The organism is Franconibacter pulveris, assembly GCF_056780215.1.
In genome coordinates, this window is record NZ_CM165555.1 from 2,174,511 (window position 1) to 2,188,248 (window position 13,738).

12 protein-coding genes are annotated in these 13,738 nt (G+C 61.5%); 7 read left to right on the plus strand and 5 right to left on the minus strand.

Annotated features, from left to right (window positions below; all coding sequences use genetic code 11):
* The first annotated feature begins 11 nt into the window (after positions 1-11).
* A complete protein-coding gene (locus tag ACU4F7_RS10325) occupies positions 12-815 on the plus strand; it encodes a substrate-binding domain-containing protein (RefSeq protein ID WP_481638594.1) in 804 nt (267 codons plus the stop codon).
* Here ACU4F7_RS10325 and psrA read toward each other — a convergent pair.
* Positions 790-1,689, minus strand: a complete 900-nt coding sequence (psrA, locus tag ACU4F7_RS10330; protein WP_024555417.1) for an L-proline-binding transcription factor PsrA — start codon at positions 1,687-1,689, stop codon at positions 790-792. The genes ACU4F7_RS10325 and psrA overlap by 26 nt on opposite strands.
* 511 nt (positions 1,690-2,200) lie before the next feature.
* Here psrA and ACU4F7_RS10335 point away from each other — a divergent pair.
* The 6 genes from ACU4F7_RS10335 (at position 2,201) to ACU4F7_RS10360 (ending at position 8,595) form a co-directional block, all read left to right on the plus strand.
* The gene (locus tag ACU4F7_RS10335) at positions 2,201-3,355 is read left to right on the plus strand and encodes a mandelate racemase family protein (RefSeq protein WP_024555418.1); all 1,155 of its coding nucleotides are present in this window, start codon (positions 2,201-2,203) and stop codon (positions 3,353-3,355) included.
* A gap of 62 nt (positions 3,356-3,417) precedes the next feature.
* Positions 3,418-5,040, plus strand: a complete 1,623-nt coding sequence (locus ACU4F7_RS10340) for an ABC transporter substrate-binding protein (protein WP_481638595.1) — start codon at positions 3,418-3,420, stop codon at positions 5,038-5,040.
* Complete coding sequence (locus ACU4F7_RS10345) at positions 5,037-6,074, plus strand: ABC transporter permease (protein WP_024555420.1); 1,038 nt, start codon at positions 5,037-5,039, stop codon at positions 6,072-6,074. The genes ACU4F7_RS10340 and ACU4F7_RS10345 overlap by 4 nt, the downstream gene beginning before the upstream one ends.
* Positions 6,071-6,976, plus strand: a complete 906-nt coding sequence (locus ACU4F7_RS10350; protein WP_481638596.1) for an ABC transporter permease — start codon at positions 6,071-6,073, stop codon at positions 6,974-6,976. Before ACU4F7_RS10345 ends, ACU4F7_RS10350 begins: the two co-directional genes overlap by 4 nt.
* Complete coding sequence (locus tag ACU4F7_RS10355) at positions 6,948-7,811, plus strand: ABC transporter ATP-binding protein (protein ID WP_024555422.1); 864 nt, start codon at positions 6,948-6,950, stop codon at positions 7,809-7,811. The genes ACU4F7_RS10350 and ACU4F7_RS10355 overlap by 29 nt, the downstream gene beginning before the upstream one ends.
* Positions 7,812-7,821: 10 nt before the next feature.
* Positions 7,822-8,595 carry an ABC transporter ATP-binding protein gene (locus tag ACU4F7_RS10360; RefSeq protein ID WP_481638597.1) on the plus strand — a complete coding sequence of 258 codons (774 nt, stop codon included), beginning with the start codon at positions 7,822-7,824 and terminating at the stop codon, positions 8,593-8,595.
* 70 nt (positions 8,596-8,665) lie between these two features.
* Here the strand turns inward: ACU4F7_RS10360 and ACU4F7_RS10365 are convergent, their stop codons facing one another.
* The 4 genes from ACU4F7_RS10365 to ACU4F7_RS10380 all read right to left on the minus strand — a co-directional run bounded on the left by ACU4F7_RS10365 (position 8,666) and on the right by ACU4F7_RS10380 (position 13,697).
* Positions 8,666-9,925 (minus strand): amino acid permease, encoded by a 1,260-nt coding sequence (locus ACU4F7_RS10365; RefSeq protein WP_481638598.1) that lies wholly within the window; start codon positions 9,923-9,925, stop codon positions 8,666-8,668.
* Positions 9,926-10,240: 315 nt separating this feature from the next.
* A complete protein-coding gene (locus ACU4F7_RS10370; protein WP_481638599.1) occupies positions 10,241-11,752 on the minus strand; it encodes a YfcC family protein in 1,512 nt (503 codons plus the stop codon).
* Entirely contained in the window at positions 11,749-12,684 is a 936-nt protein-coding gene (locus tag ACU4F7_RS10375) for an N-acetylglucosamine kinase (protein ID WP_481638600.1), read from the minus strand. Before ACU4F7_RS10375 ends, ACU4F7_RS10370 begins: the two co-directional genes overlap by 4 nt.
* On the minus strand, positions 12,681-13,697 hold the full coding sequence (locus ACU4F7_RS10380) for an SIS domain-containing protein (protein WP_481638601.1): 1,017 nt from the start codon (positions 13,695-13,697) through the stop codon (positions 12,681-12,683). The genes ACU4F7_RS10375 and ACU4F7_RS10380 overlap by 4 nt, the downstream gene beginning before the upstream one ends.
* Positions 13,698-13,738: the final 41 nt, after the last annotated feature.

Below are 13,738 nucleotides of genomic sequence, written 5' to 3' on the forward strand. Positions count from 1 at the left end.
GGAGAACCACCGTGAAAATCTACTGGCGCGTTACGGCGTTCATTGTTGTCCTGGCCAGCAGCCCGGCGCTGCAGGCGAAAGCGTTAACCGTTATGATCTCCGGCGGCTTTAAGGCGGCCTGGGAAACCCTCGCCCCGCGTTTTGCAGCGCGGGAAGGGGTTCGCCTTCACACGGTTGCAGGCCCGTCCATGGGCGATACGCCGCAGGCCATTCCGCAAAGGCTGGCGCGGGGCGAACAGGCCGATGTGGTTATCATGGTGGGAAGCGCGCTGGAAATACTCGCCGCGCAGGGCCAGACCCTGCCCGGCTCGCGGGTAGAGCTGGCGGATTCGCTTGTCGGCGCGGTGATAAAGCAGGGCGCGACGCCGGTGAGCATTCAAACCGAGGATGAACTCCGCGCCGCGTTACGCAACGCCCGCTCGATAGCCTACTCCGACAGCGCCAGCGGCAGGTATGTCAGCGAGCAGCTGTTCCGGCGGCTTGGCATTGAAGACGAGGTGAAAGGGAAAGCGCACCGGATTGACAGGATCCCGGTGGCCTCGGTGGTGGCGAAAGGCGAGTATGCGCTGGGTTTCCAGCAGGTGAGCGAGCTGCTGCCGGTGCCGGGCGTGACCTTCATTGGCGAACTGCCGGAAAAGGTGCAATACACCACGCGGTTTGCCGGTGCGGTGACTGCCACCTCGGCAAATCGTCATGAGGCGGCGGATTTGCTACGCTATTTGTCCTCGCCGGAGGTGCAAAACGTCGTGCAGTCAACCGGCCTTCGTTCCGTGAAGGCGAAGCATGCCGTCAAAGCGAGCGATACCGTTCAATAAGGGTGTTTTCCAGCTCCTGCGCCACATGGGAAAGCATGCGTCCGCTTCTTCTCAGCAGGCCGACCGTCCGCGTGACGACCGGCCCGGTAAGCGCGACTTTCGTCAGCGCGGAATGCGCGGACAGCGGCATCGACATCGCGGGCACGGCGGCGATGCCGAGCCCGGCTTCCACCATGCCGAGCATGGTGGTCACGTGGCGCGTCTCACAGATGCTGGGCCGCTCGGGCGCAATCTCCGCCAGCGCCTGGTCGAGCAGGGTGCGGTTCCCCGACGTTTTATCCAGCCCAACCCAGTCGTGCCGGTAAAATTCTTGCCAGGTGATGCTTTTTTTACCGGCGATAGCGTGTTCAGGCCGACATGCCGCCACGTACTCATCGTTGAGCAACGGCAGAAATTCGATATCGGGCTGCGTGCTGCCGGAAAAGCTAATGCCGAAATCCGCCTGGCCGCTCATGACCGAGTCGTAAACGTTACCCGCGCTGCTGTCGATAAGCTTGATGCGCACGCGGGGATACCTGGCCTGAAAGCTGCGGATGACGTTCGGCATAAAGTAGTAAGCGGCAGAGGGGACGCAGGCGACGGTAATCAGCCCGGTGCGGGCTAAGCTGACTTCGCTGAGGTCCGCCATCACCGCTTCAAAATCCGCCAGCAACTGGCCCGAGCGCTCGGCGAAAGCCTGCCCCTTGAGCGTGAGCGTCACCCGCCGGGTGGTCCTTTCAAACAGCTTTAATCCCAGCGCGCTTTCGAGCTTATCAATGCGGCGGCTGAGCGCCGGTTGCGAAAGGCAGATAGACTCCGCCGCCAGCCGAAAGTTGCCGTACTCCACCAGGGCCCGAAACGCGTAAAGGTCATTGAGGTCAAAATTCACGGGCATACCGGTATCTCTTCCTTTTACTGCGAAAAATTCAACGTAGCGTTCCTTTGCCCGGCCTCCTCTGCGCAGGCAGGGCATCGCCTGTTATAGCAGAACAGGCGGGTAAAAGGGGGGTGCGATTAACTTAAATGAAACATAAAAGCAACAAATGCCACGCACCGTTCCCGCGCTTGAGAAAAAAACGGCGCCGAAACCGCCAGCAGCAAGCGCCAGAGGGGATGAAAACCTGAGCTTCCGCCTGATGTGACGGGGCGCTAATTTCCCGCTCCCGGCCTGGTCTGACCCATCTCACACTTTGCACTTCTTTTGTGAAAACCATCACTTAACTTCGTGCTGTCGCCCAAAAAATCACCGTCTGTTAGTGAACATTTTCCGAGGACATGGTGATTTTTTGTGCCTAGATTGAGCATTGAAACGGCTTTTTAATTACTTAAAACCTGCTTGCCGATTGCGGTAATCCGCAAGGCTGATAAACAGAACATGAATTACCCTGCCTTTTTAAGGACCGACCATGAAAATTGAATCTGTAAACGTTACCCTCTTCCAGTACCTCTCGCGCCGGGTTTCCGACAGCGCCGGGCATTCGCACCCGGGCCCGGAGAGTATGGCGAAAATGGCCATGCTGACGATTACCGCCGACGACGGCACGCAGGGGTTTTCTTTTGCGCCGCCGGAAGTGGTGCGCCCCTTTGTCGTCAACACCTTTTTGCGCAAGGTCATGGTCGGTCAGGAGGCGTTTAACCGCGAACGCATCTGGCAGGATCTCGCGCACTGGCAGCGGGGCAGCGCGCACCAGCTCACTGAACGCGCGCTGTCGTTTGTGGAACAGGCGCTGTGGGATTTAATCGGCCGCAAGCTCAACATGCCGGTTTATAAATTGCTCGGCGGCTTTCGCGATAAAGTGCCCGCCTATGGCAGCACCATGTGCGGAGACGACCTCGCAGGCGGCCTTTCCACCCCGGATGAGTATGCCGCTTTCGCCGAAAAGCTGGTGGCGCGCGGCTATAAGGCCATCAAGCTGCATACCTGGATGCCGCCTGTCTCTTTCGCGCCTGACCCGAAAATGGACGTTAAAGCCTGCGCCGCCGTGCGCGAAGCGGTGGGACCCGATATTGACCTGATGATTGACGGTTATCACTGGTACAGCCGCACCGAGGCGCTCTGGATAGGCAAGGCGCTGGAAAAGCTCAACTTCGCCTGGTTTGAAGAGCCGATGGAGGAGGAGAGCATGGACTCCTACCGCTGGCTGGCGGAAAACCTGTCTATTCCCGTCATCGGGCCGGAAAGCCTCGGCGGCAAACACCACAGCCGGGCGGACTGGGTGAAAGCAGGGGCGTGCGACATTCTTCGCGCAGGCGCCAACGGCGTAGGCGGCATCTCGCCCACCCTGAAAGTGGCGAGCCTTGCGGAATCGTTCGGCATGGATTGCGAAGTGCACGGCAACGGCGCGGCGAGCCTCGCGGTCATCGGCGCTATTCGCAACTGCCGCTGGTACGAGCGCGGGCTGCTGCATCCTTTCCTGGATTACGACGAGCCGGCGCCTTATCTCAACACGCTGGTCGACCCGATGGACGATGAAGGCTTTGTCCACCTGCCGCAGCGCCCCGGGCTCGGTGAAGACATCAACTTTGCTTATATCGAAGCGAACACCCTCAGCCACGACTGACGAATAACAAAATCATGCCGGGCATCTGCCCGGCAACCCTTACCCTACAAAACGGTATACCTATGAACAGAACTTCCTCGCTGGGGGCGTGCCTGCTCGCGCTCGCCATGATGATGGGGAGTGGGGCGGCGATAGCGAAAACGCCGCCCGATCAGCTCATCATCGGTATGAACATGAACAACCTGCTGACGCTCGACCCGGCGGCCATGACCGGCAACGAAGTGGTGGGCATCGTGGTGAATCTTTACGATTCGCTGGTAGAGCTGGACCCGACGCAGCTCACTCACGTTAAACCCGCGCTGGCGCACGCCTGGGAAGTCAGCCCGGACGGGCAGACCCTCACGTTTCATCTGCGTGATGACGTGACGTTTCACTCCGGCAACCCGCTCACGGCGCAGGATGTGGTCTGGTCGATGCGCCGCATTCTCCACCTCAATCTCGCGCAGGCGTCGGTGTGGAAATCCTACGGCTTCAGCAAAAAGAATATCGACCAGCAGGTCAGCGCTCCTGACGCGCATACGTTTCAGATAGTCTTGCCGAAGGCCAACGATCCGCAGCTCGTCCTCTATTCGCTGGCCGCGCTCGGCAATCTGGGGGTGCTGGACAGCAAAACAGTCTCCCGGCATGCGGTGAACGATGACTGGGGCAACCGCTGGCTGACCACCAATGAAGCGGGTTCCGGACCGTTTATTCTGGAGAGCTGGCAGGCGAAAGATGTGCTGCGCATGAAGCGCAACCCCGGTTACTGGCGTGATGAAGCGAAAATGAGCCGCGTGGTGCTGCGCCATTTCCAGGAGTCCCAGACCCTGCGGCTGATGATCGAGAAAGGGGATCTGGATATCGCCAGCAACATGGCGGTTTCCGACATCAACGCCCTGCGCAATGACCCGGCCTTAACGGTGGACGCGGTGCAGCGCGGCACCGTCTATTACGTGGCGATGAGCATGAAAGAGCCGCACTTCAGCAATCCCAAAGTGCGCGAGGCGGTGCGCTATCTCATTGACTATCAGGGGATCAACAACGCGCTGATGCCGGGCTACGGCGTGCTGCACCAGCGGCCGATAAAAAGCGGCATGCCCTCCACGCTGCCGGACCCAGGCTACCGGCTCGATATTGCCCGGGCGAAAAAACTGCTGGCGGAGGCGGGCTACCCGGACGGGTTCGATACCACGCTTCGCGTGCTGGCGGACCAGCCCTTTCTCAATATCGCCATTGCGGTGCAGTCCACGCTGATGCAGGGCGGCATCAACGCCAAAATCATCACCGGCACCGGCAACCAGATTTACGGCGCGATGCGCGAGCGTAAATTCGACATGCTGGTGGGTCGCGGCGGCAGCGGCATGGAGCCGCATCCGCACTCAAGCTTACGCGCGCTGGTTTATAACCCCGATAACAGCGACGCCGCGCGGCTCACCAACTTTCAGGGCTGGCGCACCGGCTTTTACGACAAACAGCTCAACGAGATGATTGACCGCGCGCTGCTTGAGCGCGACCCGCAAAAGCAGGTGGCTGGTTATCAGGCTATCCAGACCCGCTACGATAAGCTTATCCCCGCGCTCATCCCGCTTTCGCAAATGGTGGATTCAGTGGTGGTGCGCAACGAGGTTAAGCACTACCAGCCGCATCCCTCCGCCACCACGTTTCTGCGTGAAGTGGATAAAACCAACGCAGGAGAGAAACCATGACCGTCGCACTTCTCGCCCCTGGCACGCGCGCCAGGCGTTTCTCAGGCCGCGTTATGCAGGTGATGGTGACGCTCTTCGGCCTGCTGCTGTTAACGTTTTTTATCGGCCGGGTGATGCCCATCGACCCGGTGCTGGCGATTGTCGGGCCGGACGCCGACCAGAGCACCTATCAGCAGGTTTACCACCAGTTGGGGTTTGATAAATCGCTGGCGACGCAGTTTGGCATTTACCTCACGAACCTGCTGCACGGCGATTTGGGCAACGCGCTGCTGACCGGTAAACCGGTGGCGCAGGACATTATCCGCGTCTTCCCGGCAACGCTTGAGCTTGCGACCATGGCCATTATCGTCGGCGCAGGGCTGGGCATCCCGCTGGGGGTGCTGGCCGCCGCGAGGCGCAACAGCGTGACGGATTACGTGGTGCGCATTATTAGCCTCGCCGGGTACTCCACGCCGATTTTCTGGGTAGGGATGATGGGGCTGCTGGTGTTTTACGCCTGGCTGAGCTGGGTGGGCGGCGCCGGCAGGCTCGATCTCGGTCTCGACGGCATCGTGCCGCGGCGCACCGGGCTGATAACCGTCGATGCGCTGCTGGCCGGCAATGCCGCCGTTTTCTGGAACGCCATCAACCACCTGATATTGCCCGCCGCGCTGCTGGGCTTCCATTCGCTGGCTTACATTAGCCGGATGACGCGCAGTTTTATGCTGGCGCAGCTCTCCCAGGAGTTCATCATCACCGCCCGGGTAAAGGGGCTGACGGAGCGGCAGGTTATCTGGAACCACGCCTTTCGCAATATCCTCGTTCAGCTTTTAACCGTGGTGGCGCTGGCTTATGGCTCGCTGCTGGAAGGGGCCGTGCTGATTGAAACGGTCTTCTCCTGGCCGGGCTTCGGCTCCTACCTCACCAGCAGCCTGCTGCTCGGCGACATGAACGCCGTGATGGGCTGCGTGCTGGTGGTGGGCGTCATTTTCGTGATGCTGAACCTGCTCTCCGACATGCTCTATCAACTCTTTGACCCGAGGACCAAATCATGACGGTTTTTCTGGATTCGCCCCTTGGCCACAAAAGCCGGGAAGGGCGTCGGCGGGTAACGCGCGCGCTGCGGCTGACCGGCGCTTTTCTTGGCAAAATGGCGCGCAATCCGCTGACGGCGACGGGCGGTGGGATTATTACCCTGTTGCTGCTGGTGGCGATATTCGCGCCGCTCATCGCGCCCTGGCACCCGCTGGTGCAGGATCTCAACAACGCGCTGACGGCGCCTAACGCGCAGCACTGGTTCGGCACCGACGAGTTCGGGCGCGACATCTTCAGCCGGCTGGTCTACGGCTCGCGCATTACGCTTTATATCGTGCTGCTGGTTTCGGTTACCGTCGGCCCGCTGGGGTTGCTGCTCGGCGTGACGGCGGGGTATTTCGGCGGCAAGGTCGATATGGTGTTAATGCGCGTGACGGATATTTTCATCTCCTTCCCGAGCCTGGTGCTGGCGCTGGCGTTTGTCGCCGCGCTCGGCCCGGGGCTTGAACATGTGGTTATCGCCATTACGCTCACCGCGTGGCCGCCGATAGCGCGTCTGGCGCGGGCGGAAACCCTCTCGCTGCGCCAGGCGGATTTTATCTCCGCGGTGCGCCTGCAGGGCGCGTCGCCGGTGCGCGTGCTGTGGCGCCACATTGTGCCGCTCTGCCTGCCGTCGGTCATTATCCGCATCACCATGAACATGGCGGGGATAATCCTGACCGCCGCCGGGCTTGGGTTCCTGGGCCTCGGCGCGCAGCCGCCGCAGCCGGAGTGGGGAGCCATGATCTCAAGCGGGCGCACCTACATGATGGAGTGCTGGTGGGTGGTGACCATTCCAGGGCTGGCGATTTTAATCAATAGCCTGGCGTTTAACTTCTTAGGAGACGGCTTACGTGACATCCTCGATCCTCGCAACGACTAATTCGCCCTTGCTCGATGTCCGCAATCTGCATGTCGATTTCAGCAACGGCGCGGCGGTGACCCACGCGGTGCGCGGCGTCTCTTTTCAACTGGGGCGCGAGAAGCTGGCGATTGTCGGCGAATCCGGCTCCGGCAAGTCCACCGTGGGCAGGGCGCTGCTGCATTTGCACCCGAAGAAAACCCGCATCACCGCCGAGAAAATGCAGTTCGGCGATATCGACCTGCGCACGGTCAGCGAGGCGCAAATGCGCCAGATCCGCGGCAAACGGATATCGATGATCATGCAGGACCCTAAGTATTCGCTGAACCCGGTGGTGCGCGTGGGCGATCAAATCGCCGAAGCCTGGCTTACGCACCATCGCGGGCGTAAAGCGCAGGCGAAAGAGAAAGCGCTGGCGATGCTGGAGGTGGTGCGCATTCGTCAGCCCGAGCGCGTTTACCAGCTTTACCCGCATGAGATTTCCGGCGGGCAGGGGCAGCGCATCATGATAGCCATGATGCTGATTACCGACCCGGAACTGGTGATAGCGGATGAACCGACTTCGGCGCTGGATGTCTCGGTACGTCTGCAGGTGCTGGGGCTGCTGGATGACCTGGTGCAGTCGCGCGGGCTGGGGCTTATTTTTATCAGCCATGATATCAACCTGGTGCGCAGCTTTTGCGACCGGGTGCTGGTGATGTACGCCGGGCGGGTGGTGGAATCGCTCGCCGCCTGCGATCTGCACAAGGCGCAACACCCGTATACCCAGGGACTCATCGACTCCCTGCCGGAAATTCACCGCCGCCGCGCGGTGTTACCGGTTCTGCAACGCCAGGCGAGCTGGCTTACGGACTAAGGAGACGCAGATGATAACAGTCAACCATCTTAACCTGACGTTTGGCGAGGGCAGCAGGCAGAACCAGGTGTTGCATGATGTCACTTTTGAGGTGCGGCCCGGCGAGATTTACGGGCTGGTGGGCGAGTCCGGCTCCGGAAAAACCACGGTGCTGAAGTGCCTCGCGGGGCTGTTCACCCACTGGCGAGGCGAGCTGGCTATCAATAACGTTCCGCTGGAAAAGCGCATCAGCCGCGAGCGTTGTCGGCGGGTGCAGATGGTCTTTCAGGACCCTTATGGCTCGCTGCATCCGCGTCATACCATCAGCGATATCCTCGAAGAGCCGTTGCTGATTCACGGCATTCCCGAGCGTGACCGCCGCGTCAACAGCCTGCTGGACAGAGTGGGCCTCAGCAGGGCGTTTCGCGACCGTTATCCGCACCAGCTTTCCGGCGGTCAGCGCCAGCGCGTGGCGATTGCGCGGGCGCTGATTCTGGAGCCGCAGGTTTTGTTGCTGGATGAGCCGACCTCGGCGCTGGACGTGTCGGTGCAGGCGGAAATCCTCAACCTGTTGGCCGAGCTACAGAAGGAGGCGAACCTGACTTATCTGATGGTAACGCACGACCTTGGCGTCATCGCCCATCTGTGCCAGAAGGTGGCGGTGATGCAGTACGGCAAAATTCTTGAGACGCTTACGGTGGAAGCGCTGGTCAGCGGCGACGTCGCTACCGCCTACACCCGCATGCTGATTAACGGCAGCCAGCGCTATTCGCGGGAAATGGCGCGGGAGGTCGCGGCGTATTAAGTTAGCGTCGGGAGAAATCGGGGCGATAAAAAAGCCCCTCTGCGAGGGGCTTAATGCAACCTGAACGGCGTTACGCCATCGAATAGAGCAGGGCGGAAAGCGTCGCCACGCCGGCCAGGGCGATAACGGCGGTTTTTACGCCGCGCAGTTCGCGCAGTTCGGCGCGGGTATAGATAAGCCAGGCCGGGATCAGAAACAGAATAATGGCGATAAGCGGCCCGCAGAAGGTCTCAATCAGCGTAATGACGTTCGGGTTGGCGTACACAATGCCGAAGGTCAGCGCGAACATAATCAGGTAAGCAATACGCTTGCCGCCCGCGCCCTTGGTGCCGGAGGCTTCGGTAATGAGCTGCGCGAAGGTCTCGGTGACGGAAAGCCCCACGCCGAGAAACGATTTGGTCATGCCCACAATAGCGATAAACGGCGCCAGCAGGTAGACAAGCTGCGAGCCTTCCGCCGACACCACCGACAGCACGTTCAGGTTCTGCGCTTTGGCCTGCGCGAAGCTGTCGTGCGGAATGCTTAATACGCAGCTCAGTACAAAGAACAGGATGCTGAAGAAAATCGCGCCGTAGGCCATGCGGATAACCAACAGCGCCTTGCGCTCGCCTTCCGCTTTCCGTTCACGGTAGTAAGAGGTCAGCGGCGAAACCATCGGCGCGCAGCAGAACGAGAAAGTGATAAGCGGCAGCGTCAGCCAGATGCTTTTTAGCGTCTCTGAAAGGGGCGCCGCGTGCGCTTTGTTCATCACGCCCGCCAGGTTCGCTATATTCCAGTGGGGGATTTGCAGCAGGGCTATCAGCAAAATGGAGGCGGCAAACGGCAACGCCAGCGCGCTCATGGTGCCGACCACTTTGTCGCGCCCTTTGCTCAGCACCGCGTAAATCCCGGCGACGACGAGAAAAGCGAGCAGGCCGCGGGAAAGGTGAGCCGCGTGCAGATGAGCGCTCAGGTAATTATCCAGCGCGTTAACCAGCGCCACGCCGAATACCAGCGTCACCGGGAAGAACGCCAGGCAGTAAAAGAGCATGATAGCAAGCTCCCCTTTGCCCTTAAAAAAGGAGCCGAAAATCGGCAGCGATGAGCCCGCCGTCGGCTGCTCTTTCATATAAACGCGACACAGCATCAGGTGCGGCATCAGCGAGAGCGGCAGACCGGCAAGCAGCATCATCAGAAAAATAACCGGCCCCTGGGTGCCTACCTCCACCGGCAGGAACAGCGTGCCTGCGCCTACCGCCGTGCCATAAAGCCCCAGCGCCCAGACATTGTCGCGCCATTTCCAGCCCGCGCGGACCGCGCCTTCGCTCTTCTCTTGTGTTGCCGAAATCATAAGTAAACCGCTTTCTGGTGTTGTTAAGTCATTGCTGTGACTGCTTTACTGGCGAGGCCTTGTCATGCCCCGTCAGGACCGCCCCATAGCGCCGGGGCTTTTATCCGGGCTGGCAAATTTTGTTTAAATATCATCGCCGCCGCAGAAAGGGGCGCATTATAGGGGCATCTTTCGGGGTAAGTAAAATCGCAGGGGAAATCGCGTGGAAAGCGCCAGGGGCGCTGTTTTGACTGTTTTTCAGCAAAAGCCATAAAAGCGGGCGGCAGAAGAACAGTCAGCAAACCCGGCGGAAGGCCGGGTTTGGTTTATGCGCCGTCAGGATAACGCCGCGCCGACCACCAGGAACAGACAGGTGGCGACAGCCAGCATCGCCAGCAGCGGCAGCACCCACATCAGGTAGCGCGGGTAGCTGACTTTCGCCAGCGCCAGTCCGCTCATCACGATGGCCGACGTGGGGGAGATCATCGCGATAGCGCCCACTGACCCCTGATACGCCGTCACGACGATTTCTCGTCCAACGCCCGCGAAATCGGCAATCGGGGCGAGCACCGGCATGGCGAGCGTCGCAAGGCCCGACGAGCTTGGCACCAGGAAGGAGAGCGGCATGATAATCAGGTACATGATAACCGCGAACAGGCCGGAGGAGGCGCCGCTGACCACGCTCTCCATCGAGTGCAGCACGGTATCGGTTATCTGCGCGTTATGCATGATGACGGTAATGCCGCGCGCCAGCACGATGACCAGCGCCGCGCCCATGAAGTCCGCAATGCCCGCCAGCATGGCGTTAAACAGGTTGTTGCCGCGCAGCCCGCCAAGCCACCCGGTGACCACGGACATCACCAGAAACAGCGCGGTCAGCTCCGGGAAATACCAGTCGAGCTGCCAGGGCCACGACGCCGCCTGCGGCCCGACAATTACCTGCGCCCAGGGAATGATGGCGAAAATCATAAACGCGAAGGTGGCGGCGAAGGCCGCCATCACCGCTTTCTGTCGGCCCGTCATCGGTTGCGGCAATTGCAGACGCGCCTGCGCCAGCTCGCGATCTTCATCGGTGAAGCCCACCACCGAATGGGCGGCGTTGCGCTGTACGCGCCGGGCATAAATAACCACATAGGCAATGGCGAGCCCGGTGAGCGCGAGAAACATGATAAACCGCAGCCCGATGCCGCTGCCCATCGGCACGCCTGCGCCCGCCGAGGCGGCGCCGGTCATAAACGGGTTAACGGTGGAATTCATGTTGCCGACCACCGAGCCGACCAGGATTACCCCTACCGCCGTCATGCGGTCGAACCCCAGCCCCAGCAGCAGCGGCACCAGCAGCGCGTAAAAGCCCAGCGTCTCCTCGCCCATGCCGTACGTGGAACCGCCGATGGCGATAAGCAGCATTACCATGGCGATAAGCAAGCCGCCGCGCCGCCGGAAGCGCTGCGCCACGTGGCCAAGGCAGGCGTCGATGGCCCCTGTTTTGGTGGTGGTGACAATAAACGCCCCGAGCGATAACACGTAAAAGAAGACGCCGATGGCGCCGAAAACGCTGCCGCTCTCATAAGGCCCAACGAACCCGGCGGCGTTTTCAATGCCGTAGAGGCCGTTAACCGGCGCGAGGAAGAGCTCCTTCACGCGCTGGTGCGCCGAAAGCGGGCTGGCGGCCACCTGAAAACTGCCCGCTACCGGTCGGCCATCCTGTGTTTGATAATGCCCGGCGGGGATTATCCAGGTCAGAAGCCAGACCACGACGGTAATGACGATAAGAACGGTGTACGTGCTCGGGAAACGCCACGCTTTGCTGGCCGCCGGAGCGGCTTCGCTTTCATACTGGGACATCATGCACCTCGCAGAGGAGAAGATAAGGAAGCCTCGGGCGCTATCTGCCGCGCCAGGCGCAGCGCGCCGCTTACCGGCGCAGCCTGCAACAGGGAGAGCGATAAACCCGCATCATGCTGGCGCAACGCGTTAGCCAGCAGGCCGAACAGAACTGGCTGGTGACGAATGACGCCGCCTGCGGCGATAACCTGATTAAACGTCGCGCCGCGCTCGCGCAGGCGCAGTATCAGCGAGGTGAGCGACACCACCGCCGCGTCGACCACCTGGCGGGCGAGCCGCGAATCTCGCGGCAGGCAGTCGAAAATCAGCGGCGCATGGCGGCTCCATTCGCTGGCGGGCTTACGCAGCAGCTGCGACGGGAGGTCCAGCAGGTGCGCGACGCCGAAGGCTTCCACCAGCGTGGTGGTCAGCGGATCGTCCTGGCAGCCGCCGTCCCAGTCCAGCAGAATGGCGCCGATAGCCGCGCGCACCAGGCCGCTGGCGCCGCCTTCATCGCCCACCACCCAGCCCCAGCCGCCGGTTTGCAGCCAGCCGCCGTCCGCGCCCCGGGCGACAGCCACCGAACCGGTACCGGCAATCAGGCCCGCCGCGGGTTCTCCATAAGCGCTTAACGCCACCAGCGCCGCGTCATTCACCACCTGGCATACCGAGCCGGGCAGGCGGTCAGCCATTAACGCCGTCATGGCGGCGCACTCTTCGGGGGTATCGCAGCCGTGCGCGCCGATGCCTACCGCCACGGGCGGCGCGGTTAGCTTCGCCTGCTTGCAGGCAAAGGCAATCAGCTCCGCCATGCGCGCGGATTTGCGCGACCAGGGCTCGCCGCTCCAGGGGCCGGTGGGCCACTGCTGGTCAAACAGCAGCCTGCCGCTGCGGTCCTCAATGCGCACCTGAATTTTGCTGCCGCCGACGTCCATTCCTAACCAGCTGGCGTTCATAAGCCTGCTCCGCTTATTTTGGTATCGATTCGCTCCACAATGCCGGCATCGATATCCCGGCCCAGCACCGCGCCAAGATGAATGGCGAGCAGCTCCATCGCCAGCAACTCGAGCGTCAGCCGTTGTAAAGGCGGCAGGGAAGGGAAGGTCAGCGTCTCAACGCCCGGAATCGTCTGCGGGGTATCGGTAATCAGCAGCACCGGCACCTTAAACGCCGCCATCTGTTTTGCCAGCAACACTTCGCGTTCGCCGCCAATCACCACGTGGGCGGTATTGCCCACCGCGTCGGTCATGCCGTGCAGATAGTGGCGCGTGCCCATGCCCATCGCGGCGGCCTTCGGGCCCTCGCGCAGCAGCAACGCCCCCTGTTCCGCAGCGCTCAGGCTGCCGCCAGCGCCGACCAGATCGATACAGCCCACATCCTGCAGCCGGGCGGCGAAGCGCGCAATAACCGCATCGGCGGCGGGCCGCAGCGCGGTCAACTGCTCAGGCAAACGCTGCCAGTCTGCCTGCGTATCGCGGCCGATCAGCGCATCGGTAAGCAGCCCCAGGCTGACGCTGGTCGCCATCAACGCGACCGAGGACATGCCCGAATCGATTAGCGTGCCGAGCCACAGCGGCTTCGCGGCGATGCGCTCCAGCGGCGAGTCGGCCTGGTTGACCACCGCCAGCCGCCGCTCGTGTCGCTGCTGTTGCAGCATGCGCACCACTTCCGGGCTGCGTCCGCTCTGTGAGACGCCGATATACCAGTCGGCAAGCGGCGGGGCGCCTGCGGGCATATCATCACCATTGGAGCGAAACGCCCGGATCCCGGCGGCTCGCAGCGCGTGCACCGGCGAGGCGAGCACGGCATAGGACGCGCCAATACCGGCAAATAACAGGGTGTCGCGGCGCATCGCTTCAGTATCCAGCGACGCTATCCACGCCTGCGTTCGCGCCAGGGTTTGCGCGAAGGCGTCGCCCTGCTGCGTCACCCCCTGCGCGAAGGGAATTAAGATTTCGTTATCGGTCATAAGCGGTTGGGTCTCTTTTCTGTTCTGATGGTTGTTTTTGC